The sequence below is a fragment of the Virgibacillus siamensis genome, from assembly GCF_039522605.1.
Lineage (GTDB): Bacteria > Bacillota > Bacilli > Bacillales > Amphibacillaceae > Lentibacillus > Lentibacillus siamensis.
In genome coordinates this window covers 109,122-135,042 of record NZ_BAAADS010000018.1, presented here as the reverse complement: position 1 = coordinate 135,042, position 25,921 = coordinate 109,122, and the positions used below count along the sequence as shown (strand labels likewise).

The following is a 25,921-nucleotide window of genomic DNA, read 5'->3' as shown; positions in this document are numbered from 1 at the left end:
GCTCTTTGCATACAAATAGCTTTTAAACAGAAGCCTGATAAATTGATTCTACTGCTTCTGCAAGCTTTTCATTGAATTCTTGATTGGACTGATCCGCATTTAAATCTTGGCTTAATGCTCTGGAGAAGCTGGCAATCAGGCCATCGTTCTCTTTCAGTTTTGCGTTCGCTTCTTCTGTTGAGTATCCGCCGGAAAGGGCAACAACGCGCACTACTTTTGGATGCTCAATCAGGTCTTTGTATAAGTTAGTCTTGGTAGGGATGGACAACTTCAGCATGACAGGCTGGTCATCGCCAAGTTTATCCAAATGCTTTTCAATTTCCGCTTTCAACAGTTCCTCGCATTTTTCTTTTTCCGGACTGTTAATGTCCACTTCCGGTTCGACGATTGGAACCAGTCCTGCAGCGATAATTTTTTCTGCCACTTCAAACTGCTGATCGACAACTGCTTTGATGCCTTCCGGGTTGGCTTCTTTAATGACGGAGCGCATTTTTGTACCGAAAATATGTCGTTCATTTGCACGCTTTAATGTTTCATCCAGATCATGAATTACCTTCATCAGCTGGACGCCATTGGATTCGTCAGCAAGTCCTTTGTCGACTTTGAGAAAAGGAACAATCCCTTTTTCTTCAGCCAGATAATCCCCGGTGTACTTGCCTTCAATTTCACGATCCATTGTTTGCTCAAACAAAATCGCACCTAAAATTTTATCCGAGTTAAAAGAAGGTGATGTGATAATCCTTGTCCGCATTTCATGGACTAAATCGAACATTTCATCCTCGTTGGAATACGCACTTTCAGGAATGCCATACGCTGCCAGTGCTTTAGGTGTACTTCCGCCACTTTGGTCCAGTGCTGCGATAAATCCTTTTCCGTTTTTGATTTTTTCAAGTTGACCTTGATTCATCATTATCACTCCTATACGATATATGTTCAGCAACCACAATTCCTGGTACTGTGGAAGAATTCTTAACCATTACTGTTGGGGTACTATTCCAGACAGTAAACATTTTAATCTATATATAATTATGATACAATATATAAGGTTATAATGGAAACAGAAAAGATAAATTCCTGTGTTGAAACGTTATCGGGAATGCTTGAATTATTCTCAAATATTATATGGTAAAGAGGGTAAATTTAAATGAGTAGCAAACAATACAGCGCAGACGTTATCTTGATTGGTGCTGGAATTATGAGCGCAACCTTGGCGACACTGCTCAAGGAATTGGCACCGGATTTAAAGATTGCCGTTTACGAGAAGCTTGATCAGGCAGGCGAGGAAAGCTCTAACGAATGGAATAATGCGGGTACGGGACATTCTGCATTGTGCGAACTCAACTATACAAAAGAAAACCCGGATGGATCCATCGATACCAGTAAAGCGACAACAGTAAATGAGCAGTTCCGGGTTACCAAGCAATTTTGGGCGCATCTTGTACACCAAAACTTGCTCCAAAATCCCGAAAATTTCATCAAGCCTCTGCCGCATATGAGTATGGTGCGGGGGGAAGACAGTGTACATTTTTTAAAGAAACGATTTGCCGCATTGTCAGATAACCCGTTATTTGAAGGGATGGAATTCTCCGAGGATCCGGAAACATTGATGGAATGGTTTCCGCTTATTATGCAAGACCGTACATCGACTGAACCAATTGCCGCAACAAAAATCGACTCTGGAACGGACGTTAATTTTGGTGCGCTAACCCGTAAATTGTTTAAGCACCTGGAGGAAACAGATGTCGAGGTAAACTACGGGCATACGGTTGACGACATTAGCCAAATGGACGATGGCACATGGGAAGTGAACGTGCACAGTGATGAAAAAATTGAATACCGCACAGCCCGCTTTGTCTTCATCGGTGCAGGTGGAGGAGCATTGCCATTACTGCAAAAAACCGGTATCCCTGAATCCAAGCATCTTGGCGGTTTCCCGGTAAGCGGACTGTTTATGGTATGCAACAATCCTGACGTGATCGAGCAGCATCATGCAAAAGTATACAGCAAAGCTGCGGTCGGTGCTCCGCCTATGTCTGTGCCGCATCTTGACACACGCTTTATCGAAGACAAAAAGACATTGCTGTTTGGACCGTTTGCCGGGTTTTCACCGAAATTCCTGAAAACCGGTTCCAATATGGATTTATTTGGCTCAGTCAAACCGTATAACGTGTTGACAATGCTGGCTTCAGGAGCAAAAAACATTCCGTTGACAAAATATCTTGTTGAACAGCTGATGTTATCGAAAGAACAGCGCATGGAAGAATTGCGTACCTTTATCCCGAATGCCAAGAGCGAGGATTGGGACTTGGTCGTAGCAGGTCAGCGCGTACAGGTGATCAAAGATACGGAAGGCGGCGGCAAAGGAACCCTTCAGTTTGGTACTGAGCTCATCAGTTCATCTGACGGATCTATTGCCGCACTGCTCGGGGCTTCCCCAGGCGCTTCCACTGCGGTTCCGATCATGCTGGAAATACTGGAGAAATGCTTCCCGCAGGAGTTTGAAGAATGGGAACCAAAAATTAAAGAAATGATTCCTTCATATGGTAAGTCATTAAAAGATAATCCGGAGCTTCTTCATGAAATCAATGAAATGACCGCAGAAGCGCTCGGCTTAGTCGAAAATACTGTTCAAAAAGCATAAACTGCCGTATCGGCGGTTTATGCTTTTACTTTTCCGGATTCATCACGCTGACCCTCACAATAACGCACCCGCCTTTAACGGCAAAAATCAAATGGAGTGCCAAATCGCAATGATTTCAGCACTCCATTATGCATTATTGCATGTATTCCTCGACTAATGTATAGCATCTTTTTTTCGTAAGATCTGCCAGGACTGCAACATATTCCAGCTGTTCCTGTGTACCGCCTTCATATTTCAGGGATGCGTCTTTTGCTGCGTCATCTCTGTGTTCAATCCAATCGCGTTGTTCGTTTCTTAATTGGTCCATCTCTTCTGCAGGAAGCTGTTTCTTTAAGACTCCGTAAATTTCATTCAGTAATTCATCCCAGGTGTCATATCGGTCATTTTCCACCTTTTTCATCGCATATGTGGATGGATCGGTTGCTTCCAAGTTTTCCATTTCGCTTTTTGTTTCATTTAATTTTTTGAGATAGGTTTCTTTCATACTTGCTGCGGTATTGTCGGCTGATCCATTGTCTTCTTCAGTTGCATCTGTTTGTTCGTTTGTCTCGTGATTGCCTGTTTCAGCGCTGTCATCATTTGCCGCACGCTCAGTTGAATCCGTATTATTTGTGCCTTCAGATGTGCTGTTATCCTGTGACGGCTCGTCTGCAGCAGTACTTGATGCTTCGGATGAATTTTCACAGGCAGCAAGCAGTATTGCCAATATTGCGGTTAACAGAATGATACGCATTTTTCTTTTTTTCATTCGTTGATCCCTCCACGCAGTACATTTTCCTTTTGCAACTCTATGGCTTACACTACCATTCTTGCAATCCATTAACAATAAGATGGGCCGACTGCACCCTTATTCTGATGGAAAAAATAGAAATCCCGGTTCTCCACCGGGATTTCCACTACAATGACGCTTTAATGATTTTTTTATAATACAACACTGACAGCATGCCGAAAATGGAATACAATGCGGCGTATAGAACCATCACGGCAATCATCGGTGTCCATAGTTCCGTTCCAAACATGAACCAGCCTGATTTGACGGCAAAATAACTGTGTGCCAATCCGACAACAAGCGGAATTCCGAAATTCAGAGTTTGCTTGACTCGGATCCCTTTTAACAGATCTGCCTGTGTGAAGCCAAGTTTTCTGAGAATGGTATAATTCGGTTTCTCTTCTTCACTTTCTGTCATTTGTTTAAAGTACAGAATACAGCCTGATGTAACCAGGAAGGCAAGCCCGAGAAATCCGACGATAAAAATGGTCAGCCCCATGTTTTCTTTCAATAAAGTGCGGAGTTTCAGCTGTGAACGGTGACCCGGTTTTTCGCCAAACGCTTGCTGGAATAGGTCATTTGCCTGATTCACATTGTTTTGTACATCAATTCCAACATACGTGGAATACTCCCTTTTAATAGATGGATCTAAATCATTGGTCATCTTTTGATAGTTGGCTTCATCGACAACTGCAGCAGGGAAGCCGCCATTCGTTGTTATGGAAGGCAGAACCTGTATTTCCTTCAATCCCTTGTATTGCAATCGAATCGTGTTGTTTTTACCGGTTAAGGTGATCTTCCCCTTATCTTTGAACGACAAGAGTCCTTCCAGTGCACTGCCTGCATTCACAAATACCGTCTCATCTTCAGCAACATCGACTTTTTCAATGTCTGCATCACTGACCACTATCATGGTTGTCACACCAGGGTTGAACGGTGCATCTTTCGGGTATGAACCAAGAATATCCGAAATGTTCGCATGCATCTGGATAAAGTTAATTTTAGTTGTTGCAAAATCAATATTATGCTGTTCGAGCGTTTGCTGAAATTGCTGTGCATGTTCTTCATTTGGTATGCCAAAATCATTTGGCACCTGCTGCACAGCTGTTTTCTCTACCGAATAATAGGAAATATAGCTTAACGATGCCAGCCCGATTGCCAGTGCTGATACAGTTGTGATGACCGTCAGCAGCAAGGCGTTTGATTTCATCCGGAACATAATCGATGACAGGGACAATACTTCTTTTATCGATAAATAGCCATTTTTCTTTTTCCGGATCAGGAAAAAAATAAAGCTGATGGACCCTTTGTAAAAAAGATATGTTCCCAAAATGACAGAGCCGAGTATAGCAAACATGGTGGTAAGCATTTGTGCATTCCCGGTTAAATCACCGCTGAATAATATTGTAGACAGGTAATATCCCAGGATAATCAGAGCAAGTCCCAAAATGCCAATTCCCATTTGAAAGAAAGACAACTTTTTAATATTTACTTCTGCGGCGGATTTAACCTGAAACAATGCCAGGATTGTCTGTCGTTTGATGAAAATAAAATTCATTAGCATAATCAGGCAGTAAATGATTGCAAAAACGAGTACTGTTTGGCTGAGTGCCGCACTGGAAAAATGCAGTTGGGCAACTCCTTCAATTCCGGTCAGCTGCATAATAACCATTAGAAACAGTTTGGATGATGCAAATCCGAGAAAGATTCCGGCAACCATTGAACCAACATACAGGGCAAGGTTTTCCAGTGTCAGGATTTGAAAGATTTTCCCCTTTGTAAAACCGACCAATTGAAACAGACCGATTTCTTTGCTGCGCCGTTTGATAAACAGGCTGTTTGCATACAGGAGGAAGACACCGACAATCGCAATCAGCAATACAGAAGCCACCTTGAGTCCGGCAGCCCCTTTGATGGTTCCTTTTGCCGGGTCCATGGATGGATCATATTGCAGGGTTACAAATGCAAAATAAAGTGCGACACTGAAAATGAGCGCAAACACATATAAATAGTACATCTTCAGATTCTTGCGCAGGTTACGGTAAATGAGCTGACTAATCTTCATAATTTACCCCACCCAGGACACCTTGTGTTTTGATGATGTCTTTGAAAAAGGACTGCCGTGATTCGTCACTTTTATTGAGCTGCGTATAAATTTGCCCGTCTTTTATAAAGACTGCCCGTGATGAATAGCTGGCTGCTGCCGGATCGTGTGTCACCATGACAATGGTCGCGTTGCGTTTTTCATTTAACTCGCTTAATTTATCCAGCAGGTTGGAAGCCGATTTGGAATCCAATGCGCCTGTTGGCTCATCAGCAAAGATAATGCTTGGGTCATGGATAAAGGCCCGCGCTGCTGACGTTCGCTGTTTTTGCCCGCCTGAAATCTCATTCGGGTACTTATCCTGTACTTCCAAAATACCAAGCTCGGCTGCAATTGCCTGAAACATTTTATCAGCAGCCTTTTTGGAAACCTTTTGAATGGATAATGGAAGCATGATATTTTCTTTAACCGTTAATGTGTCCAGCAGATTGTACTCCTGGAAGATGAATCCCAGATGGTGTTTCCGGAATTCGGCCAGCTGCTTGTTTTTCATGGCTGTCAGTTCGTTGCCGTCAATAACAATCGACCCTTGGCTGACCTTGTCAATGGATGATAGTACATTCAGTAAGGTCGTTTTACCGGAGCCTGACGCTCCCATGATACTGACAAATTCACCTTTATTAACGTATAAATCCAGGTCGGTTAATACTTGCTGCCGGTTGAATTTATTCCCATAGCTTTTTGAAATTTTACTCGCATTCAGTACTGTCAAAATAAACACTCCCTGTTAATTGCTATCCTTATCATAAAACAGATGGCAGCCTGGATTCCTTCGATTCCGCTAACAAAACAGGAAAGCATGTGACATTTTCGTCACATGCCGGTAATGTTGAGAAATTCATTCTTATTTGGGAAGGTAAGCGTGAAAGTTGTGCCGTTGCCGGGTTCAGATTTCACGTCAATATGAAGGTGCATCACATCAGCAACGCGCTTGGTTAAATAAAGTCCCATACCTGTGGAGAAACTGTTATCGTGATCAATAGTTGAGGTAAACCCCTTGTCAAAAATCCGCGGTAAGTCTTTGGCTTCAATGCCACGCCCCTGGTCCTTAATTTCCAGTTTGACCAATTCATCTTCTGTATACGAATGAATCGCGATTTCGGATGCTTCACTGTATTTTAATGCATTGGTCAGCAGCTGCCTGATGATAAAGCTGAGCCACTTGGCATCACTGGTAATGGCGGGAACGTCAAGGGATATATCAAAGCCAATACCTTTTTGCATGCACCATGTTTGCAAGTCCCTGATTTCACGATGGATCAGCTGTTCCAATCTGATGGTTTCCATATACAAATCGTTTCGGATAAATGGAATCCGCTTTTGGTGGAGCTGCCGGTCAAGCAGCAGGTGAATCCGGAGCCATTCATACATGAGCTGGGATTTTAAGGACGGATTCTCTAATCGTTCCAGTTTTAGATGCATTGCGGTTAACGGCGTTTTTACATCATGAATCCAGGACATAAGCTCATCCTTTTCCTGTTCCACGCTGAGTCGGTTTTCCGAAATATTCTGCTTGTACTGTTTGGTTTGCTCCATGATACTTTCTTCAACGATTTCTTCAAACGGACTTTCAGGAGATTCAATGGTCTCCAAGTCATACGTTTTATCCCAGTCTTGCAGGCTCTGATAGAAGCTTGTTTCTTTTCGGTAACGGGCAATGAAAAAAATGATAAATATAATCATTGAAACAAATACAATGTACAGGCTTGACCGGAATGGGATGGTCGGATCAATCGATCCAATAAACAGGGTGATGCCCTGAAGGATAAGAATCAATAAAATCCAGCTGCGTCGTTCTTTCAGATAGCTTAGAATCATGATGGTTCTCCTTCCAGTGCAATATAGCCCTGTCCGACTTTCGTTTCGATATAGTTGCCGAGGTGGAGTTCCCCGAGTTTTTTCCGCAGCCGGTTCACATTGACGGTCAGCGTATTGTCACTCACAAACCGTTCATCATCCCAAAGATATTGCATTAATTCTTCCCTGCTGACAATTTTATTTTTATGTTCAATCAGAATTTTTAAAATGAACATCTCATTTTTGGTCAGCTCGATTTCCCCTGCATCATTTGCGACAGTATTTTTCGCATAGTCGACATTGGCGCCGCACCATGTCCTGAGTTCGATGGTGTTTTCCGTATTGTAGTTATAAACCCGGCGCAGGATGGCCTGCACCTTGGCAATCAGCACATCAAAATGGAACGGCTTTTGGATGAAGTCATCAGCCCCCATTTGCATGGACATGACCATATCTGTCGGGTGATCGCGTGATGACAGAAAAATGATCGGCACATTGGAATGGGCGCGGATCAGCCGGCACCAATGGAATCCATCAAATTTTGGCAGCGTAATATCGATGATGACCAAATCAGGCTTGACCATAGTAAATTCTTTGATGACATCGCCAAAGTCATCAATTCCATGCACCTCATATGACCATTGCGACAATCGATCACGAACTTCCTCAAAAAGCGTTTGATCATCTTCAATTAGTAAAATTTTAGACATGTTATTTTCACCACACTGTTGAAATACTATAGGTCTCTTTCCCGGCAGATACCGTTATTGAATCATCCGTTATCGAGCAACATCAACCGCTAGGAGCAGAACATCAACCGCAAACGGCGAAATATCAACCGCTAGGAGCAGAACATCAACCGCAAACAGCGAATATCAACCGCTGGGGGCAAAACATCAACCGCAAACAGCGAATATCAACCGCTGGGGGCAAAACATCAACCGCAAACAGCGAATATCAACCGCTGGGGGCAGAACATCAACCGCAAGCAGCGAATATCAACCGCTGGGGGCAAAACATCAACTGCTGAACGTCAACATCAACCGCTAAGCGAGGAACATCAACCGCTGGCGGCAAAACATCAACCGTAAGCAGCGAACATCAACCGCTGGGAGCAAAACATCAACCGCTAGCTGTAAAATATCAACCGTTGTATGTCCTGTTCCTGGCATTATATCATTTTCGGGAAATGCATTTTCATTTCCTCATTGTGCCGTATATCCGCCGTCCAAAATGACAGCCTGGCCAGTAACGCCTTTTGCCTTGTCACTGGCTAGAAAGACGGCGTAGTCAGCAATTTCCTGGACATCGAGCAGACGCTGCTGCGGTACAAGCGGATAAAACACTTCTTCGATAACCTTTTCGACTGGGATATCCCGTGTATCAGCAATTTCCTGCAGCTGATTTCTTACTAGCGGTGTATCAACATAACCCGGGCAAAGTGCGTTGACCGTGATTCCTTCTGCTGCACCTTCTAGCGCGGCCACTTTTGAGAGTCCGATCAGCCCGTGCTTGGCACTGTTGTAGGCTGCTTTTCCGGCAAAGCCGATGACGCCATTGATCGATGCCATGTTGATGATGCGGCCGAAGCCTTGTTTTTTCATAATCGGAAAGGCTTTTTTGATTGCCATGAATGGAGCGGTAACCATGACTTTCTGCATGAACTCAAATTTTTCAGTAGGGAACTCCTCAATAGCGGAAACATGCTGCAGCCCGGCATTATTGACTACGATATCAAGTCGGCCGTACGTTTCTATTGTTTTATCAATGCTTTGTGCCAATTGATCTTCATTGGTCACATCACAGACGATGGCGAGCGCCTCATAACCTTTTTCTGAAAGCGCGTCGGCAGCTTGTTGTGCTGCTTCCTCTTTCAAATCGGAAATAACCACTTTCGCACCCTGTTCGGCAAACTCCCGGGCAACTTCCAGGCCAATTCCGCTCGCTGCCCCTGTTACAAACGCAACCTTATGCGGCAATTCCTGATTCATGTGTCTCCCTCCAATTGCTTAATCATCCTATTGTTAGTTTAACCCTTTTTTGCTGATGATGAAATAAATGCGAAAATCACTCCGGTAAGCGGTATTTTCAATGTGATTGATAATGGAATCGTTTTTCTTTCCTTCTGTCTATCCGCGTCAATAGTACTTCGAGTATGATGGCAATTACGGAACCAAAAACAAGACCATTGCTCAGGATGGACACCAGTACCGGTGGCATTTCTGCATATGCTTCTGAAGGAATAAACATCGAACCAATTCCTGCAAATAAGGATATGCTGATTACACGGAACAGGATTGGTTTATTTTCAACTGTTTCGAATTGCCGGAAAGCCAAACTGATGATGCTGGCAAAAACCGGGAAAATGGCTGCATATCCCACCGCTTCCGGGAGTGATGCAACAAATGCCGTAAATGGCGGAAACAAGCTGATAACGATGATCATAAGTGAACCCAGAATAAACGGTTTTTTGCTTGTAATGCTGGTTGTTTCGATAAATCCCGCCGAACCGGAAACAGGAACAGCCCCAATTGCAGAAAACAAGCCCCCTAATAATTGGTTAACCCCTGAAATCATTCCGGTTTGCTTTAAACGATTGGTGTCAACTGTAACATGCTGGCGTTCGAGTACTTGCTGAACGACTCTTACCGTTGCAAGCAGGTTGGCAAGCAGCAGTAATGTAATGAAAATAACCATGATAATCATGTTGGGATCAATTCTTGGTGTTCCGAATGCAAAGATTTCCGGAAGTTTGAAATAGTTACTTACCTCTGTGACAGGCTTTGCAAGGCCAAAAATGGAAAATAACAGCCATCCAAAAATAATGCTGAACAAAACGGAGTAGTGCCCGATTCTGGGGATTTTCATAAAGCAGTAAGAAAGGATGACAATCAGTATGGAAAGCAGCAAAATATCCGGCTGAACGGTTTGATGCTCTCCAGTAAGTCCAAACATTCCATGAAAAAAGGAGCTGCTTAACTGCGCAACCAACAGGATCAAGTAGATACCGACAATCGTTGGCGTGAACAGCTTTGCCAGTTTTTCCACCAGTCCGAATGTACTTAACAAAATAAAGATGATGCCGCTTAACAAGAAGGCATACTGTAAAACGCGCAATGTTTCCATATGTGATCCATATAATACAATGCCCAATCCGGCGTATAATGAGAAAACACCCCACCAAAGACCCGCAGGCCCCTCTTGGATGGGCATATGGTGTCCGAACACGGCTTGCAAAATACCTGCAAGTCCAAGCACGAACAATGTTCGCTGTACAAATTCGATTGTTGCAATGTCATGAAGTCCGTAACTGGAGGCGATGGCAATCGGAACAACGACACTGCTCATTAATATGAATAGTGCCCACTGCAGGGACCAAAAAATAATCTTCAATCTGATCTACACCCATTTCTGCATCTGGATATTTTCCCGGATAAGCATGATGCGTTTGCTGCTGGAAATGGCAAACAGCCGACAGCGCATTATGTTACCGGACAAAGGAATTGCTTGCATTACCGGTTGATTTTAAGAAACTGCCCGTTTTCCCGGCATTCGGATGGAAAGAAATAATGTGAATGCACAGAATACCAGACTGATGGCAGCAACGATGTGGAAGTGCTGCACATCAATTTGATCGTTAAAGAAAATACCGAGCAATGCGGTCGACAAAATTGCGCCAAGATATCTGCTTGTTTGAAATAACCCGGCAGCGGCTCCTGTTTTCTCCGGCTCGGCAAACCGGAATAACGATGTCTGCATGCCGATATTGTTAAACCCGTTGCTCATTCCAAGCACGGACATTACGACCAATAGACCAATCAATGGCGTTGTCTCATGGATAAGCAATAGCGATGCCGTTCCGATTGTCAATGCGGCCGCTCCTGACAGTACGGCCGGTTTTGAGCCGCGATGGTCGATCCATCTGCCTGCCAGTGGCGCAATAATTACCCCGAACCCCGCCATTGCCAGCATTATCAAGCCAGTGGTGCCTTCGCTGTACCCGCGCACTTGCAGTAGAAAGGTGGGCAGTCCGTAAAAATAGCAATAGTAGACGATGTTAATGCTGATAAACTGCAGGTAGATTAGCATCACATTGGTATTGCTTTTTAATGCGTCCAGGTCAATAAACGGAAACCGCCTCCGTTTCTCGTACAAATAAAACAAAATGAAACCGGCAATAAAAATCGGTATTGTCCAGAAACGAATGTCATCTTTTAATGAAAGTAAAAATAGAATTAAAAAGACGATGGACACGGAAAATAAGCTGATTCCGCCAAAATCAATCCGTCCAAGTGCTATTTTGCCGCCGCCCTGTTTTGGCAAAATAAATAATGCCATCAGGAACGAAATAACGATAAACGGAAGATTAACGAGAAAGATGGCTTGCCAGTCAAACCCTTCAATCAGAAATCCGCCAATTGTCGGCCCAAACGCCGCTGAAACTGATGAAAAAACTGCCAGAACAGATAGTGCTTTTGCTTGGCCGGTTGTAATATAGTTTCGCACCATCGCCATTCCGCTTGGGAACAGCGAGGAGCTGCCCAAAGCCTGTAACGCACGGCAACCGAGCAGCCATCCGAAATTTGTGATTAATGGCGCCAGCGCAGAGGACATGGCAACAAGGATTAACCCGGTCAAAAATAATTTCTTTTGTCCGAACATGTCACCAAGTTTCCCCATCACAGGCTGTCCGACTGCACTTACCAAATAGAAAATGGAAATCAGCCAGGTTGCGCTGGCAAAGGAAAGGTCCAGAATATGCTGTAACCGGGTCAGCGCCACTGAAATCATCGATGAGTTCAATGGATTAAGCAATGTACCAAGCCCGATCGTCAGGACGAGCAGCCATGGTCTTTTTATGGTAGTTTTCATACGTAAAGTCTCCCGAATGTAAATACTTCTGCTATCCATTGTACAAAAAAATCGACGGTAATTCCTGTCTAAAAACTTGTAACCAACGTGATAATAGCTGCACATGTTATACTAATAGAAATATAGAAATACCGGGGTGGAAATATGGATTTGAATTCGATCAAGCAAAAATTGCAAAGCCATTCCCCTTCCGTATTGGGAAATGAAGCTTTTTCAAAGTATGCGGTTTTGCTGCCGCTAATCCAAAAACAGAATGATATTCATGTTTTATTTGAAGTCCGGTCACATAAAATGAGGCGACAGCCGGGAGAAATTTGTTTTCCGGGTGGACGAATGGATGCGCAGGATAAAACGGATAAGGATACAGCCATCAGAGAAACAACGGAAGAACTGGGTATCAGCACGGAACAAATTTCAGATGTTTTCCCGCTTGATTTTCTGGTTTCCCCGTTTGGCATGATGATTTACCCGCATGCCGGAATGATCTATCATCCGGAATCGATTCAGCCCAACCCCTCAGAGGTCGACGAGGTATTTGAGGTACCACTCTCCTTTTTTCTGAACCATCCGCCGCAAGTACATTATGTGCATGCCCGAATGGAACCGGAACAGGGCTTTCCGTATGACCTTCTTCCAGGCGGCAGGAACTACGATTGGCGCCCACGGAAAATGGATGAATTGTTTTATGTTTATGGAGATAAAGTTATCTGGGGGCTCACGGCCAGGATACTGACGCATTTTGTGGAGTTGATTGGCAAGGAAGAGGGATAAATTGAATACGATTTGTTTGCAGTTTATATAGCCGTCCATATGACTGGACGGCTATTGGCATTACATTAATTTCCAATGTTCTTTTGTTTTCTTTTCCCCGGCAGGATACGCTGCTCAACTTTCTCATACAGGTTCAGCAATTTCCACATCAATCCCCATTTAGGTACCAGCATATAGACTGCCAAAGCTATAAAGATACCAATCGCTGCCCCTGCAATGACATCGGCAGGATAGTGTACCCCTGCCCAAATACGTGAAAGGCCTACAAGGGATGCGAGCAAAATCCATAGAATACCCGATCGTTTACAATAAAGATAGAACATACTACAGAATGAAAAGAAGAGAATCGTATGGTCACTCGGGAAGGAGTTATCTATCTCATGTGCTATCAACTGATTTACATTGGCTAGTTCCGCGAATGGCTGGTGATTGGAATGGATGATGCCGGCAATTTCCGCCACAATCTCAGCTGTTATAAACGTGATGCCAGCACTGATGATCATCATCCTGCCTCGTTTATCTCCCGTAAACCACATTACTAAAACTCCTATGGCCAGAAAATATACCATGTACTCACTGATGAACGTCATCACTGGGTTCAGATAGGTAAAGTCCTTACCCAAATTATTAATCATTCGAAAGAGCTCAACATTTATTTCGTGTATATTCATGAACTGTAATACCTCCTTGCTTTGTCTGAAGGAAATTATATGAAAATCAGCATACGGATAAAATCTATTTTTCTTACTGTCAGCTTACATTTTTGTAAGCTTTTTACCTTTTGTAGATGTTCAAAATATGTGCCATAATTAACCTGAAAAAAGGAGCTGCTGATATGCAAAAAATAATGATTGTTGAAGATGATCCGAAAATCGCGGAACATCTGCAGGCACATATTAATAAATACGGATATCATGTTGCAAAAGTGACGGACTTTGATCATGTTATGGATGATTTTCACAGGGAATTACCGGATCTTATCCTGCTTGATATAAATCTGCCGAGATACGATGGTTACTACTGGTGCAGACAAATTCGTACGGAATCGATTTGTCCGGTGATTTTTCTGTCGGCACGGACAGGGGAAATGGATCAGGTGATGGCATTGGAAAACGGCGGTGATGACTTTATTACGAAGCCTTTCAGTGCGGAAATCGTGTTGGCAAAAATACGCAGTCAACTTCGGCGTGCATATGGTGATTATTCGCTTCAAACAGATGAGCGGATTTTGGAAAGACAAGGGGTGAAGCTTTTTCCGGAAAGAATGGAACTGTGTTTTGAAGAAAAAACAGTCATCCTTTCAAAGAATGAAGCCGATATTATTGGATTGTTGATAGAGCGGTATCCCCGAATTGCCGGACGGGAAGATTTGCTGGAAAAACTGTGGGATGATTATACCTATGTTGATGAAAATACCTTAAATGTGAATATTACACGGGTCCGGAAAAAGTTTTATGAATTAGGAATTACTGGGGCTGTGGAGACGGTAAGAGGGGCTGGTTACCGGCTGAATATCTCCGCGGGGGAGATATAATGAAGTTGTTTATACGGGAACATGTTTTGCTTATTGCCGTACATGGGCTGCAGTTGGGAGTAATTCTTCTCATTTTTTGGCTTGCCGGCTACCGCGATGTGAAGTTGCTCCTTTATACGGCTTTTCTCAGCTTTTTTTTCCTTGTATGCTTTCTGATTTATTACTATTTCAGCCGTCGCATGTTTTATCATCGACTCAGTGATTCTCTTATCTCACTTGATGATTCCCTCCAGAAAACGGGTCAGGCACCCATGTCTGAAGCACTTGATCATTTGCTGAAAGATCAATATAAACTTTACCAAAGCCGATTAAACGCTAGTGAACGACAACAAGATGAACACCGCAAGTTTATGGATCAGTGGGTTCACCAGATGAAAACACCGCTTTCGGTAATTGAATTAACAGCGCAGAATCTGGACGAGCCTGTTTCATCCAGTATTCGTGAAGAGACTGATCGTATGAAAAACGGGTTAAATACGGTGTTGTATATGGCACGTCTCCGCACTATTGAGCAGGATTTTCATATTGGTCCAGTCAGCCTGTCGGAAATCGTGCATGACGTGAACAGTGAAAACAAACGTTTTTATATCCGAAACAAAGTGTATCCAAAACTATCCGTTGAAAGTGAATCCATTACCGTTGAGACGGATGAAAAATGGCTGTTTTTTATGTTGTCACAGTTCATCAATAATGCAGTGAAATATTCTACTGGAAAAAGCAGCAGGGTGGATATTGCCATTTTTGAAAGAGGTCAAGAGGCTGTTGTTGAAGTGACTGACTTTGGTGTTGGCATACCTGAAACAGATGAGCGGCGGGTATTTGATGCATTTTATACCGGTGAAAACGGACGTAAATTCAGGGAATCGACAGGGATGGGGCTTTATTTAACGAAAGAGGCTGCTAATCATCTTGATCACCGAATCGAAATGGAGTCGGAGGCAGGTACGGGAACTGTATTCCGAATTATCTTCCCGGAAACACAAAACCTTACAACTATGTAAGGTAAGTGAAAGATGAATCAATAGTTGTTCCCGAAAGCCATCGTTATACTGCACACAGATGTTGTGATTATACGTTGGAAGGAGTTTGAAGGATGCTTCATGTAAAACAAGTCAGTAAAGTTTATGAAGGTAAGGTTGCATACAGGGCTTTAACAGATATTAATCTTACTATCGAAGAAGGAGAATTTGTCGGGGTTATGGGACCATCCGGGAGCGGGAAAACAACGCTGCTGAATATGATTGCAACAATCGATGAGCCGACAACCGGTGAAATCCTGATTAACGGAGATGACCCGCATCGATTGAAAAAAGATAAACTGGCAACGTTTCGCCGTCGGGAACTGGGATTTATTTTCCAGGATTTTAATTTATTGCACACGTTAACCGTTGAGGAGAACATTATGCTTCCGTTGACACTTGATGGCAGAAAGGTAAAGGAGATGAAACAAAAGACCGCCCAAATTGCTGGAAAACTGGGGATTTCCGATATTCTGACAAAAAGAACCTATGAAATTTCTGGAGGTCAAATGCAACGGGCGGCGATTGCCAGGGCAATGATTCACACCCCTGAATTACTGCTGGCTGATGAACCGACGGGGAATCTTGATTCCAAGTCCTCGAAGGATGTAATGCAGCTTCTTGAAGTGATTAATAAAAAAGACGAGGCAACAATGATGCTGGTGACACATGACCCACAGGCAGCAAGTTATTGTAACAGGGTCGTTTTTATTCGGGATGGAAAGTTCTATTCGGAAATTCACCGTGGCAATAACCGTCAGGCCTTTTTCCAAAAAATTATCGATATGCTTTCGTTATTGGGAGGGGATGACAATGACTTTTCGTCGGTTCGCATTTAATAATGTCATCCGTAATAAAAGGTTGTATGCTGCTTATTTTCTGAGCAGTATGTTTACAGTTATGGTATTTTTCACATTTGCTGTTTTTGCATTTCACCCTGTTCTGAGCGGGAGCGGTATGAGTGGTTACGTAAAGTATGGAATGTATACCGCCTCAGCAATTATTTACATCTTTTCGTATTTTTTCGTGTTATATTCGATGAGTTCTTTTTTGCAGTCACGGAAAAAAGAATTTGGCTTATTGATGATGCAGGGAATGTCAATAAGACAGATTCGTTCGATGGTATTTCTGGAAAATATGCTGATCGGGTTAACAGCAACTGTTGGCGGGATAATACTCGGTTTAGTGTTTGCAAAGGTAATTTTATTAATAGCAGAAAAGGTCCTTATTATTGAAAAGACGCTTCACTTTTATTTTCCGGTTCAGGCAATAATCCTGACATTGGTTTCTTTTATCGTTTTATTTTTCTTTATTTCCCTATTTGTTTCGTATGTGCTGCGCAGTCGCAAGCTGATTAACTTAATAAAAGGGAAACAGCAATCCAAAGGGGAACCGAGGGCAAATATATTTTTGACGGTCCTGTCTGTATTGCTGCTCGGGCTTGGGTATACTGCTGCATTGCTTGTAAAAGGGCTGTCAGTTGTTATAGCAATGGTTCCTGTGATTATTGTGGTAATTATCGGCACGTATCTTCTATTTACTCAATTAAGTGTTTACTTGATTCGAATGCTTAAGAAAAGAGATTCGATTTTCCTGCATAAAACCAATATTCTGTTGCTGTCAGATCTTTCGTTTCGGATGAAAGATAATGCACGAACTTTTTTTCTGGTAGCTATTATATCTACAGTGGCATTTAGTGCTATTGGAACGCTGTTTGGTTTTCAGTCTTTTCTGACCACGGAAATGAAAGACATGAATCCAAACACATTAACATATATGGCAAATGATCAGGAGAAACAGGATGTGGCATTAATCAATGATACGCTGCGTGAGCGAAATATTGAAACTGAACAAGAACATCTCATGCTTCACTACTATAAAATTGGAAACGATGATGAAGTACTGGTCGTCAAAGAGTCTGCATTCAACCGCTTTGCCGGGCTGATTGATGAGGAGCCGATTGATTTGGAAAAGGGTCAGCTGAAAGTAGTTGAATTTGCCGGAGTGGCGTTTTCACAGTCAGATGAACTCTTGAATAAAACGGTAAAATTGAAGACTGGATCGTTATTGGAACCGAAAGAGCTTGTTTCTTCCAGGGCACTGTCGCCGGAAGATACCTATTACGTGGTTTCAAATAAGGATTTTGCAGCACTTCCGGCACCTGTTCGGAAGGAAAGCTATTATGCTTGGCAGGCAACAGATGGGAAACAGCATATCATGGGAGCGATGGAAAAGCTGTACGGTCAAATTTCTTCAGCTGAATTAACCTCTCGTCAATATGAAGTGTACAGATTAAATAAAATGTTTGGCCCGGTTATGTTCGTGGGCTTGTTTATTGGAGTTGTATTTTTTGTATCCGCAGGGAGCTTTTTGTATTTCCGGCTTTATACCGATTTGGATGATGACAAGCAAAAGTTCCAGTCGATTGCCAAAATGGGTCTGACGGGAAAAGAGTTGAAAAAGGTGCTCAACAGACAAACATTCATTCTTTTCTTTGCGCCGGTACTTGTTGCCTTAATTCATGGAGCGGTTGCGCTTACCGCATTATCTCATCTGTTTTATTACAATCTGTTTCTGGAATCCGTACTTGTGTTAAGTGCTTTTCTTATCATTCAAATCATTTATTTTTATATCGTTCGTTTTTATTATACGCGTCAGCTCGAGGCTGCAATTGGATAGCAAGCCTTTCGAGATAAAAATAATTCTTACCTTACAAAAATGGGAGCTGTTCCAGTATCAGTGGAGCAGCTCCCTTTTGTTAGGCTACTGATTGCGATACAGATGGATCAGATCCTGGTTCTGCCCGCGTGCAAAGACGTCGGTGCGGTTAGGGCCCCATGATACCGCTGCCGGTGATGAAGTTAATGTTCCGCCGAGGTTCTCCCAGTTGGTCCATTGGGATCCATTCCAGGTTCGCTTGTAAAGTCTGTTGCTCGTTCCCCTGGCAAAAACATCGAGCTGGTTAGGACGGCGGGAAGATACAGCAGGAGCACTTGTTAAGGTGCCGCCGAGGCTTTCCCAATCACTCCAGCTGCGCCCGTTCCACCATTTGTGGATTAAATTGTTATTTTGACCTCTGGCAAAGACATCAATCCGGTTGGCATTCCATGAGACGGCTGCCGGTTCTGAGGTAAGGTTTCCGCCCAGATTAACCCAATCCCCCCAATTGGAGCCGTTCCATGTTCGCATGTACAGATTGTTGCCCGATCCTCTGACAAAGACATCGAGCTGATTGGACCTGCGTGACGAAACAGCCGGGCCGCTCGTTAGCGTTCCACCAAGGTTTTCCCAATCGCTCCAGCTGCGTCCGTTCCACCATCTGTGATAAAGCTGTTGGCCGGTTCCTCTCGCAAACACATCAATGCGATTTGGTCCCCATGACACCGCTGCAGGCGCAGAAGTCAGATTGCCGCCAAGGTTTTCCCAATCACTCCAACTCTGCCCATTCCACCATTTATGGTACATATTTTCGCCGGTACCCCGGACAAAAACATCCAAGCGATTCTGCTGCCACGACGCGACGGATGGTGCGGAGGTAAGTGTTCCGCCAAGACTTTCCCAGCCGACCCATCCTTGATCAGGCTGGCCGCCATTGCCGCCACCAATTGCATTCAGTACTATTTCAATGATTCTGATGAGGACGCGGTCCAGCACGTTTTCTGGATAATAGTTGAATAGAAATCCAATCCATGGCACCTGTGCTTGAAATTGATTGTAAATTTGGTATGGCGGCAAGTTTGTATTTGCCTGGTTAAGGGTGTAGCCAGCAACAAGTGAAAATAAATAATCAGCGAGTCCCCGATTCAGTCCGGACTGCTCCAGCTGTGTGTATAAGTTGCCGTGTTCGTTGCGGATTGATTGCATCACCTGCTGCAAACTTGGCTGCTGCCGTGTATTCATCCTTTGTTCCTGTGGCACAGCGTAATAATATGCCGGATGATATGGATATTGATACATAGTAATACCTCCTATTTTTGGCAGATAAGAAGGATAAATTTTCTTACTGCATAAGTGCAACTAAGGTCGTCACCTAAAAGCCTGGTGACAACCAAGTTTTCTAATACAGAATTATCGTATGCACAATTGGGCTGATTGGGGAATTGTTCTGACAGGAAATACTGATAAAATGGTCAAAGTGACTGATAAAATTATGAATGTGACCGATAAAAGTGCGAAAGTGGCTGATAACATCATGAAAGTGACTGATAAACGGGTAAAAGTGACCGATAAAATATGTGGGGCCCGCCTTTAAAAGTGCCGAACCTGCATATTAATTTAAAAAGATTCCAAAAAGTTGTATAATAGAGTGTATAAAAATTTTCTCAAGAATGGAGGATTTACAATGAGCACAATGGATGAAGTTGTAGATGGCTGGCTGAAGCATCGATTGGTAGTTCATGATCTGCTTGCATTGGTTGATGATAAGGATGTTGATTTTAAACCATGGGAAGGCGCAAAATCACTTGGTGAACTGGCTGTACATATTGCGACTTCGATGGATATGTTTGTAAAAACAGTTTTGAATGGTGAATTTACCATGCCGCAAAAGGAAGACGACTATCAAACAATCGGAGACGTCCGGGAAATTGTTCATAAATACACGACTGCAACAACAAGGGATTTAAAATCGCTCAGCAAATCCCAATTGACGGAGGAAGTGGAGTTTAATAAGGACGTTGCGCCAGGAAGTTTTTGGCTGTCCAATGCCATTGACCATGAGATTCACCATAAGGGACAGTTGTTCACATATGTACGGATGATTGGTGTTGAAGAAGTGCCATTTTTCATGAAGCATCCATCTGAATTGAAGAAGTAATTACTTCATGCAAAAGAGGCTGACACCACTGCAGTGGATCAGCCTCTTTTGTATAAAGTGTTGCTTTTTAAACTACTCCCTGCGCAATCATCGCATCAGCTACTTTGAGGAACCCGGCAATATTGGCGCCGATTACCAGATTACCGGATGTACCATATTCTTCAGCCGCATTCATACTTTTTTGATAAATCTCTTTCATAATTTCCTGCAGCTTGACATCCACTTCTTCAAAAGTCCAGGAAATTTTTCCACTGTTTTGGGCCATTTCCAATGCGGAAACAGCCACACCACCGGCATTGGCAGCCTTCCCTGGTGCAAACAGAATGTCATTCTCCAGGAAAACATCAATTGCTTCCTCTGTTGACGGCATATTTGCTCCTTCTCCAACAGCAATGACATTGTTCGCAATCAGCTGACGTGCCGATGCGTCATCCAATTCATTTTGTGTCGCACATGGCAAGGCAATCTCACACGGAATTTCCCAAATCCCCGTGCAATCCTCAGAGTAATGTGCATTCGGATGTTCGGTGACATACTCGCTGATACGCTCGTCGCCGGTTTCCTTCAGTTTTTTAACCGTATCAAGCTTTATGCCATCTGTGTCGACAATAAAACCGTCAGAATCACTGCAGGCCACAACCTTTGCACCCAGTTGCTGTGCTTTCTCAATGGCATAGATGGAAACATTTCCGGATCCGGATATAACGACTGTTCTGCCGTTGAAGTCAAGACCTTTATCCTGCAGCATTTCCTTCATAAGATAGACAACACCATACCCGGTTGCTTCGGTACGTGTCAGGCTGCCGCCATATTCAAGTCCTTTTCCGGTCAGGACACCTGCTTCAAACCCGCCGTTCAGTTTTTTATACTGACCGAACATGAACCCGATTTCCCTTGCTCCAACACCGATATCACCGGCAGGCACATCAGTATCCGGGCCAATGTGTTTGGATAGCTCCGTCATAAAACTTTGAGCGAACCGCATTACCTCCAATTCGGATTTCCCTTTGGGGTCAAAGTCTGATCCACCCTTTGCACCCCCGATTGGCTGCCCGGTCAGGGAATTTTTAAAAATCTGCTCGAAGCCGAGAAATTTAACGATGCTATTATTGACAGAGGGGTGAAAGCGGATGCCGCCCTTATACGGCCCAAGTGCATTGTTGAACTGCACACGGAATCCGCGGTTTACCTGTACATTTCCAAGGTCATCCACCCATGGCACTCTAAATGAGATAAAACGTTCAGGCTCAACCAGGCGTTCCAGTACACCAAAGTCCATATATTTCGGATGCTTTTCAAAAACAGGGGTAAGGGAGTCAATGATTTCTTTTACTGCTTGTAAAAACTCCGGTTCATGCGGACTTCGTGCCTTAACTTTTTCAAACACATCATCTGTATATGCTTTTGCAGTATTCTTTTTTGTTTCTTGATTTCCTTGTAATGCTTTCATATAGTTCCTCCTTTAAGAACGCAATTAAAAAGTGGTTTATTGTTGATAAGTAAGGGTATATTTAATTGTCAGATCAAACGTGGTGCCAGAAGACAAGCTGATTAATAATACAGGGTAAGATATAATTATACACTAATATTTTAAAAACTTCAAAAAGTGTAACGGAATTTTGTGTTTATCGGTAAAGTAAATGGATTATGATGAGGCGTTGTTTCAGTATTTAAAAATTTTTCAATGCATACTACCTTTTAGTTCAAAATAAGCTGATAAAGTCGTGTTTTTTTACATAGATATAATAATTTTTCATGAATTGCAATTATAATGAAAATATAGGAAAATAAACATATAACTTTAATGGAGAGGATGAGGGGAATGCTCGTCAAAAATGATTATTTAGGAAAACAAGATGTTGTATATGTAAAAGAGAATGATAGAATGGATGACGTTCTTAAAACGCTGGAGGACTCAGGTTACCGCTGCATTCCAGTATTGGATGATTCCGGAACAAAATTTGCCGGTAATATATATAAAGTGCATCTTTTGGAATATGAAAAAGAACATGACTTGACGAAACCAGTAAAAGAACTGGTAAAGGATCATGACGGTTATGTACAGGAGGATGATGCGTTTTTCCGAGTGTTCTCCGCGATTAAACGTCTGCCGTACCTGGCATTGGTCAATGAGAAGAAAGAATTCCGCGGGATTGTTACCAATGGCAATGTCATTCAGGTGCTGGAGAATGCATGGGGTGCCAATAATGGAAGCTACTCCTTAACGATCGGCACAATTGAATATGCCGGCGCACTTCGGAAGATGCTTAAAATCGTTAATAAATACTGTAATGTGCAAAGTGTTATTTCATTGAATAATAATTCCTTATATGTCCGTCGTGTCTGTATCGTGCTCCCCGAAGAAGTCGATGAGAACACAATGAAAAAAGTCAATCGGGACCTGGAGAAGAACAACTTCACTGTCACCGACGTGGAAAAGCTGAATTAAGTAGTTGATAGTATTGTAAGAGGCTTGCCCGGATGGCAGGCCTTTTTATATTTTGGGCGCTATAATCGGGAAGCGCCCAATAAACCGGGAAAGCCGCCGAAGAAATGGGTGAAAGCGCCGAAGAAACCGCGTCCCCGCTGATGAAATGGGTGAAACCGCCGAAGAAAGCGCCGTCCCCGCCGAAGAAATGGGTGAATCCGCCGAAGAAAGCGCCGTTCCCGCCGAAGAAATGGGTGAATCCGCCGAAGAAAGCGCCGTCCCCGCTGATGAAATGGGTGAAACCGCCGAAGAAAGCGCCGCCCCCGCTGATGAAATGGGTGAATCCGCCGAAGAAAGCGCCGTCCCCGCTGATGAAATGGGTGAAACCGCCGAAGAAAACGCCGTCCCCGCTGATGAAATGGGTGAAAGCGCCGAAGAAACCGCGCCCCCGCTGATGAAACGGGTGAATCCGCTGAAGAAACTGCCGCCCCCGCTGAACAAAATACCAAACTCGCCGAACAAAACCAGGGAGTCGCGTGCCGCCCCCTTTTGCATCGAACAATTCGAAACAACTCCGAATTATGATCAGTGATTGCGGTTCGGGGTAATACTGTATTTTTACCTGTTGTAAAAAAAGTAAAAGGGATCTTCGGAAGCTTTTCACAAAATTATTACAAAATTTATATAGACTTTTTATATGAAAATGGTAAACTCTTAAGTGAATACATAAAAAAAGAGGGGATTCGTATGAAGGTCTGGATGAGAAAAATAGCTGTAATTTTTGTTGCAATCATGACGCTGGGAATTTATGTCCCGACTATTCATATGCATCCGGAAGCAGATGAGGCAAAGGGAGCTGTCAGTTCACCTTCTGATGTGGATTCCACCAATGATAATATTCCAGTGGACATCCCCGAAATTGAGCAGATACCTCAGCTTGATGAATCCTATTTTATGAGTCAGATTACCAGTAAGGCCAAGGAACAAACGATTAATAAACTTGGTACGCGTATTGCGAACCAGATTGATGAAGATTTTGAAGATGATATTTTACCGAAGATGGAAGAATCGCTGAGCATGATTTTAGCCGAAGCCGGGAAAGATAATCTTCCATACATTGGTATAACCGAATATCCATCAAGCGGGTTCGGCGAAAAGATTTTCAATGTTTATGATAACCGGACCGGCAAAGATATAGCCAGATTCCATGTGCGCCGTGACAACCGGCCGCTGGAAGGTTACTGGTTTAATTTTCATTATCACGTAAGAAATGATAAATTTGAAACACATCACGAAATCGGTGAGATATACTGGGATAAAAATATTCCACCGAAATGGATGTCTTAACAAGCAAAGGCCTGGCCGAAAACCAGGCTTTTAGTTTTTCTAAAGGAAGGTAGCTGTATGTCGGAAGAGAATATAACGAGAATATATTTGGATGAAAAAGAACTGATTCTGATCGGAACGGCACATGTATCGAAACACAGTGCGGAACAGGTAAAGGACGTTATTGAACAGGAACAGCCGGATTCGGTCTGTATTGAATTGGATGAACAGCGGTATCAGTCCATGATGGACGGTAATAAGTGGAAAGACACGGATATATTTAAAGTAATTAAGGAAAAAAAGTCGACATTACTTTTAATGAACCTGGCTATTTCGTCGTTTCAGAAGCGGATGGCAAAGCAATTTGGAATTAATGCCGGTCAGGAAATGCTCCAGGGAATTGAGTCTGCAAAAGAAACGGGTGCAGAGCTTGTTTTGGCTGACCGGAATATTCAGATTACCTTTTCACGGATTTGGCGCAATATCGGGCTGAAGGGAAAAGGAATTCTTTTGATGCAGGTAATCGGCAGTATATTCAGCAAGGAGACGATTACGGAAGAAGAATTGGAGAAAATGAAGGAACAGGATATGCTCAATTCCATGCTGCAGGAGTTTACGGAACATTTTCCGAAACTGAAAACGCCGTTAATTGATGAGCGTGATCAATATTTGACCCAGAAATTAAAGGATGCGCCGGGTGATAAGGTGGTAGCGGTATTAGGTGCAGCACACGTTCCCGGGATTAAACAGGAAATGGACCGCGAGCATGATCTCAACAAACTGAATCAGGTTCCGCCCAAATCCAAGGTACCCAAAATAATCGGCTGGATAATACCCGTGATTATTATTGCGATGATTATTTTTACGTTTCAGGCAGACCCTTCTGCCGGCCTTCAGCAAACACTGTCATGGATATTGTGGAATGGGTCACTGTCAGCAATCGGGGTGGCGCTTGCACTAGGACATCCGCTCGCGATTGTGACCGCTTTTGTTGCCGCACCGTTGACTTCACTTGATCCAATCACTGCAGCAGGCTGGTTTGCCGGGTTTGTACAAGCATATTTCCGACGCCCGAATGTGGCGGATTTTGAAATGCTGGCAGACGATGTGTACAGTGTCAAGGGGTTTTGGAATAACAAAGTAACCCGGATCCTACTCGTCGTCGTCCTGGCCAATCTCGGAAGCTCCCTGGGCACCTTTATAGGCGGTGCTGATGTCGTGCGGCTATTTTTCCAAAATTTATAAATAGGTGCATGGCACACCAATCGAATATTATCTTAAGTCATTTTCAAACCGGAGTGATAACATGAAGCTGCTTGCGGAACAGCCGTATATCAAGGTAACACGGGTTGTGAACAGTATCGAGCAGAAGGACGTCGAGGAAGAGCGTGTTTTATATCTGTATGATGAGACGCTGGTTACCGAGCATCGCCAGTTCCCGATTCAGGACATATTGGACATCTCTTACCGAACTGTCGGCAGCAGCGGTGGTCTTTTGTATTTGCATACGATAAAAGGAGTTTTTTCCTATACCGTAAAAACGTCACCGGAAGCATTTATCCGGGCATTTAAAGGTGCCTGACTGCCTGACTTAAACTGGATATGTTGAATAACGCCGAATGCAATCTTGCATCCGGCTTTATTTTTGCTTAGGAAACTTTAAGATTTTGTGGATGTGGATAATGCACTTGCTCCTAATCAGCCACGTCCAGCTCCAGCGCCCAGCGACTAGCAGTGAACTTGGTGGGACGAGCATTTAGCGCAGTCCCAAACTTCACACTTCCTCACTACGATAAAGAAGACTTGCCGATTGGTGAAACCAGAGGCTTAGTCGCACTTATACC

At 43.4% G+C, this 25,921-nt stretch carries 25 protein-coding genes; 13 read left to right on the top strand and 12 right to left on the bottom strand.

Annotation, left to right across the window (positions count from 1 at the left end; translation table 11 throughout):
- Window positions 1-22: 22 nt before the first annotated feature.
- Window positions 23-907 (bottom strand): fructose bisphosphate aldolase, encoded by an 885-nt coding sequence (locus ABD010_RS13070; RefSeq protein ID WP_343814496.1) that lies wholly within the window; start codon window positions 905-907, stop codon window positions 23-25.
- A 237-nt stretch (window positions 908-1,144) separates the two neighbouring features.
- Here ABD010_RS13070 and mqo point away from each other — a divergent pair, with 237 nt between their 5' ends.
- Window positions 1,145-2,641 (top strand): malate dehydrogenase (quinone), encoded by a 1,497-nt coding sequence (gene mqo / locus ABD010_RS13065; RefSeq protein WP_343813854.1) that lies wholly within the window; start codon window positions 1,145-1,147, stop codon window positions 2,639-2,641.
- 133 nt (window positions 2,642-2,774) lie between these two features.
- Here mqo and ABD010_RS13060 read toward each other — a convergent pair whose 3' ends face one another.
- From ABD010_RS13060 to ABD010_RS13025, 8 genes are all read right to left on the bottom strand, one after another.
- On the bottom strand, window positions 2,775-3,389 hold the full coding sequence (locus ABD010_RS13060) for a lysozyme inhibitor LprI family protein (protein WP_343813851.1): 615 nt from the start codon (window positions 3,387-3,389) through the stop codon (window positions 2,775-2,777).
- Window positions 3,390-3,537: 148 nt separating this feature from the next.
- Window positions 3,538-5,475 (bottom strand): FtsX-like permease family protein, encoded by a 1,938-nt coding sequence (locus ABD010_RS13055; protein WP_343813848.1) that lies wholly within the window; start codon window positions 5,473-5,475, stop codon window positions 3,538-3,540.
- On the bottom strand, window positions 5,465-6,226 hold the full coding sequence (locus tag ABD010_RS13050; RefSeq protein ID WP_343813845.1) for an ABC transporter ATP-binding protein: 762 nt from the start codon (window positions 6,224-6,226) through the stop codon (window positions 5,465-5,467). Before ABD010_RS13050 ends, ABD010_RS13055 begins: the two co-directional genes overlap by 11 nt.
- Before the next feature lie 101 nt (window positions 6,227-6,327).
- Window positions 6,328-7,332 carry a sensor histidine kinase gene (locus ABD010_RS13045; RefSeq protein ID WP_343813842.1) on the bottom strand — a complete coding sequence of 335 codons (1,005 nt, stop codon included), beginning with the start codon at window positions 7,330-7,332 and terminating at the stop codon, window positions 6,328-6,330.
- Window positions 7,329-8,021 (bottom strand): response regulator transcription factor, encoded by a 693-nt coding sequence (locus tag ABD010_RS13040; protein ID WP_343813839.1) that lies wholly within the window; start codon window positions 8,019-8,021, stop codon window positions 7,329-7,331. Before ABD010_RS13040 ends, ABD010_RS13045 begins: the two co-directional genes overlap by 4 nt.
- A 495-nt stretch (window positions 8,022-8,516) precedes the next feature.
- A complete protein-coding gene (locus tag ABD010_RS13035; RefSeq protein ID WP_343813836.1) occupies window positions 8,517-9,302 on the bottom strand; it encodes a 3-hydroxybutyrate dehydrogenase in 786 nt (261 codons plus the stop codon).
- Window positions 9,303-9,399: 97 nt separating this feature from the next.
- The gene (locus ABD010_RS13030) at window positions 9,400-10,704 is read right to left on the bottom strand and encodes a purine/pyrimidine permease (RefSeq protein ID WP_343813833.1); all 1,305 of its coding nucleotides are present in this window, start codon (window positions 10,702-10,704) and stop codon (window positions 9,400-9,402) included.
- Between the two features lie 132 nt (window positions 10,705-10,836).
- Window positions 10,837-12,183 (bottom strand): MFS transporter, encoded by a 1,347-nt coding sequence (locus tag ABD010_RS13025; RefSeq protein ID WP_343813830.1) that lies wholly within the window; start codon window positions 12,181-12,183, stop codon window positions 10,837-10,839.
- 144 nt (window positions 12,184-12,327) lie between these two features.
- On the opposite strand from ABD010_RS13025, the gene ABD010_RS13020 reads away from it, so the two are divergent.
- Window positions 12,328-12,954 (top strand): NUDIX hydrolase, encoded by a 627-nt coding sequence (locus tag ABD010_RS13020; protein WP_343813827.1) that lies wholly within the window; start codon window positions 12,328-12,330, stop codon window positions 12,952-12,954.
- A 65-nt stretch (window positions 12,955-13,019) separates the two neighbouring features.
- Here ABD010_RS13020 and ABD010_RS13015 read toward each other — a convergent pair whose 3' ends face one another.
- Window positions 13,020-13,625, bottom strand: a complete 606-nt coding sequence (locus ABD010_RS13015) for an undecaprenyl-diphosphatase (RefSeq protein WP_343813824.1) — start codon at window positions 13,623-13,625, stop codon at window positions 13,020-13,022.
- Between the two features lie 164 nt (window positions 13,626-13,789).
- On the opposite strand from ABD010_RS13015, the gene ABD010_RS13010 reads away from it, so the two are divergent.
- The 4 genes from ABD010_RS13010 (at window position 13,790) to ABD010_RS12995 (ending at window position 18,186) form a co-directional block, all read left to right on the top strand.
- A complete protein-coding gene (locus tag ABD010_RS13010; protein ID WP_343813821.1) occupies window positions 13,790-14,488 on the top strand; it encodes a response regulator transcription factor in 699 nt (232 codons plus the stop codon).
- Window positions 14,488-15,489 (top strand): sensor histidine kinase, encoded by a 1,002-nt coding sequence (locus tag ABD010_RS13005; protein ID WP_343813818.1) that lies wholly within the window; start codon window positions 14,488-14,490, stop codon window positions 15,487-15,489. Before ABD010_RS13010 ends, ABD010_RS13005 begins: the two co-directional genes overlap by 1 nt.
- Before the next feature lie 92 nt (window positions 15,490-15,581).
- Window positions 15,582-16,346 (top strand): ABC transporter ATP-binding protein, encoded by a 765-nt coding sequence (locus ABD010_RS13000; RefSeq protein WP_343813815.1) that lies wholly within the window; start codon window positions 15,582-15,584, stop codon window positions 16,344-16,346.
- Window positions 16,321-18,186 carry an ABC transporter permease gene (locus ABD010_RS12995; RefSeq protein WP_343813812.1) on the top strand — a complete coding sequence of 622 codons (1,866 nt, stop codon included), beginning with the start codon at window positions 16,321-16,323 and terminating at the stop codon, window positions 18,184-18,186. The genes ABD010_RS13000 and ABD010_RS12995 overlap by 26 nt, the downstream gene beginning before the upstream one ends.
- A gap of 84 nt (window positions 18,187-18,270) precedes the next feature.
- On the opposite strand, the gene ABD010_RS12990 is transcribed toward ABD010_RS12995, so the two are convergent.
- Entirely contained in the window at window positions 18,271-19,464 is a 1,194-nt protein-coding gene (locus tag ABD010_RS12990; protein ID WP_343813809.1) for a PLL family lectin, read from the bottom strand.
- A 118-nt stretch (window positions 19,465-19,582) separates the two neighbouring features.
- Here ABD010_RS12990 and ABD010_RS12985 point away from each other — a divergent pair, with 118 nt between their 5' ends.
- Both ABD010_RS12985 and ABD010_RS12980 read left to right on the top strand, forming a co-directional pair.
- A complete protein-coding gene (locus ABD010_RS12985; protein WP_343813806.1) occupies window positions 19,583-19,759 on the top strand; it encodes a hypothetical protein in 177 nt (58 codons plus the stop codon).
- Window positions 19,760-19,849: 90 nt separating this feature from the next.
- A complete protein-coding gene (locus tag ABD010_RS12980; RefSeq protein WP_343813804.1) occupies window positions 19,850-20,323 on the top strand; it encodes a DinB family protein in 474 nt (157 codons plus the stop codon).
- Window positions 20,324-20,390: 67 nt separating this feature from the next.
- Here ABD010_RS12980 and gdhA read toward each other — a convergent pair whose 3' ends face one another.
- Window positions 20,391-21,773, bottom strand: a complete 1,383-nt coding sequence (gdhA, locus tag ABD010_RS12975) for an NADP-specific glutamate dehydrogenase (RefSeq protein WP_343813801.1) — start codon at window positions 21,771-21,773, stop codon at window positions 20,391-20,393.
- Window positions 21,774-22,145: 372 nt separating this feature from the next.
- Here gdhA and cbpA point away from each other — a divergent pair, with 372 nt between their 5' ends.
- From cbpA to ABD010_RS12950, 5 genes are all read left to right on the top strand, one after another.
- Window positions 22,146-22,772: a cyclic di-AMP binding protein CbpA gene (gene cbpA, locus ABD010_RS12970; RefSeq protein ID WP_343813798.1), complete on the top strand. Its 627-nt coding sequence runs from the start codon at window positions 22,146-22,148 to the stop codon at window positions 22,770-22,772.
- 145 nt (window positions 22,773-22,917) lie between these two features.
- A complete protein-coding gene (locus tag ABD010_RS12965) occupies window positions 22,918-23,343 on the top strand; it encodes a hypothetical protein (RefSeq protein ID WP_343813796.1) in 426 nt (141 codons plus the stop codon).
- 155 nt (window positions 23,344-23,498) lie between these two features.
- Window positions 23,499-24,098: a YpjP family protein gene (locus ABD010_RS12960; protein ID WP_343813793.1), complete on the top strand. Its 600-nt coding sequence runs from the start codon at window positions 23,499-23,501 to the stop codon at window positions 24,096-24,098.
- A gap of 57 nt (window positions 24,099-24,155) precedes the next feature.
- Window positions 24,156-25,322: a TraB/GumN family protein gene (locus tag ABD010_RS12955; protein ID WP_343813791.1), complete on the top strand. Its 1,167-nt coding sequence runs from the start codon at window positions 24,156-24,158 to the stop codon at window positions 25,320-25,322.
- A 61-nt stretch (window positions 25,323-25,383) separates the two neighbouring features.
- The gene (locus tag ABD010_RS12950; RefSeq protein WP_343813788.1) at window positions 25,384-25,659 is read left to right on the top strand and encodes a hypothetical protein; all 276 of its coding nucleotides are present in this window, start codon (window positions 25,384-25,386) and stop codon (window positions 25,657-25,659) included.
- The last annotated feature ends 262 nt before the right edge of the window (window positions 25,660-25,921 follow it).

Bases quoted from the DNA above. Each gene is read 5' to 3' on its own strand.
- ABD010_RS12995 (WP_343813812.1), top strand. From the start codon at position 16,321: ATGACTTTTCGTCGGTTCGCATTTAATAATGTCATCCGTAATAAAAGG.
- cbpA (WP_343813798.1), top strand. From the start codon at position 22,146: ATGCTCGTCAAAAATGATTATTTAGGAAAACAAGATGTTGTATATGTA.
- ABD010_RS13025 (WP_343813830.1), bottom strand. From the start codon at position 12,183: ATGAAAACTACCATAAAAAGACCATGGCTGCTCGTCCTGACGATCGGG.
- ABD010_RS12950 (WP_343813788.1), top strand. From the start codon at position 25,384: ATGAAGCTGCTTGCGGAACAGCCGTATATCAAGGTAACACGGGTTGTG.
- ABD010_RS12965 (WP_343813796.1), top strand. From the start codon at position 22,918: ATGGGTGAAACCGCCGAAGAAAGCGCCGTCCCCGCCGAAGAAATGGGT.
- ABD010_RS12955 (WP_343813791.1), top strand. From the start codon at position 24,156: ATGTCGGAAGAGAATATAACGAGAATATATTTGGATGAAAAAGAACTG.
- ABD010_RS13035 (WP_343813836.1), bottom strand. From the start codon at position 9,302: ATGAATCAGGAATTGCCGCATAAGGTTGCGTTTGTAACAGGGGCAGCG.
- mqo (WP_343813854.1), top strand. From the start codon at position 1,145: ATGAGTAGCAAACAATACAGCGCAGACGTTATCTTGATTGGTGCTGGA.
- ABD010_RS12980 (WP_343813804.1), top strand. From the start codon at position 19,850: ATGAGCACAATGGATGAAGTTGTAGATGGCTGGCTGAAGCATCGATTG.
- gdhA (WP_343813801.1), bottom strand. From the start codon at position 21,773: ATGAAAGCATTACAAGGAAATCAAGAAACAAAAAAGAATACTGCAAAA.
- ABD010_RS13040 (WP_343813839.1), bottom strand. From the start codon at position 8,021: ATGTCTAAAATTTTACTAATTGAAGATGATCAAACGCTTTTTGAGGAA.
- ABD010_RS12990 (WP_343813809.1), bottom strand. From the start codon at position 19,464: ATGTATCAATATCCATATCATCCGGCATATTATTACGCTGTGCCACAG.
- ABD010_RS13060 (WP_343813851.1), bottom strand. From the start codon at position 3,389: ATGAAAAAAAGAAAAATGCGTATCATTCTGTTAACCGCAATATTGGCA.
- ABD010_RS12985 (WP_343813806.1), top strand. From the start codon at position 19,583: ATGCACAATTGGGCTGATTGGGGAATTGTTCTGACAGGAAATACTGAT.
- ABD010_RS13000 (WP_343813815.1), top strand. From the start codon at position 15,582: ATGCTTCATGTAAAACAAGTCAGTAAAGTTTATGAAGGTAAGGTTGCA.
- ABD010_RS13070 (WP_343814496.1), bottom strand. From the start codon at position 907: ATGAATCAAGGTCAACTTGAAAAAATCAAAAACGGAAAAGGATTTATC.
- ABD010_RS13045 (WP_343813842.1), bottom strand. From the start codon at position 7,332: ATGATTCTAAGCTATCTGAAAGAACGACGCAGCTGGATTTTATTGATT.
- ABD010_RS13005 (WP_343813818.1), top strand. From the start codon at position 14,488: ATGAAGTTGTTTATACGGGAACATGTTTTGCTTATTGCCGTACATGGG.
- ABD010_RS13015 (WP_343813824.1), bottom strand. From the start codon at position 13,625: ATGAATATACACGAAATAAATGTTGAGCTCTTTCGAATGATTAATAAT.
- ABD010_RS13010 (WP_343813821.1), top strand. From the start codon at position 13,790: ATGCAAAAAATAATGATTGTTGAAGATGATCCGAAAATCGCGGAACAT.
- ABD010_RS13020 (WP_343813827.1), top strand. From the start codon at position 12,328: ATGGATTTGAATTCGATCAAGCAAAAATTGCAAAGCCATTCCCCTTCC.
- ABD010_RS13055 (WP_343813848.1), bottom strand. From the start codon at position 5,475: ATGAAGATTAGTCAGCTCATTTACCGTAACCTGCGCAAGAATCTGAAG.
- ABD010_RS12960 (WP_343813793.1), top strand. From the start codon at position 23,499: ATGAAGGTCTGGATGAGAAAAATAGCTGTAATTTTTGTTGCAATCATG.